General features: G+C 63.5%; 1 protein-coding gene. It reads right to left on the reverse strand.

The window, feature by feature from the left end:
- Window positions 1-293 (reverse strand): acyltransferase domain-containing protein (locus ACSC1Q_RS43220; protein ID WP_436764549.1); only part of this gene is annotated, 293 nt, incomplete at both ends.

Below are 293 nucleotides of genomic sequence, written 5' to 3' on the forward strand. Positions count from 1 at the left end.
GCATCACCCAACGACCACACCCCCGCCACATACGCCCCCGACACCTCCCCAACCGAATGACCCACCAGATAATCCGGCCGGACCCCCCACGACTCCAACAACCGAAACAACCCCACCTGTAACGCGAACAACCCCGACTGGGTGAACACCGTCCGATCCAGCAACCCCGCCTCCCCGAACACCACCTCCCGAACCGACACCCCACCCAGATGACGATCCAGCTCGGCAACCACCTCATCAAAAGCAGCCGCGAACACCGGGAACCGCCCATACAACTCCCGACCCATCCCCTC

Source organism: Streptosporangium heterodermiicola (genome assembly GCF_051390675.1).
Lineage (GTDB): Bacteria > Actinomycetota > Actinomycetes > Streptosporangiales > Streptosporangiaceae > Streptosporangium.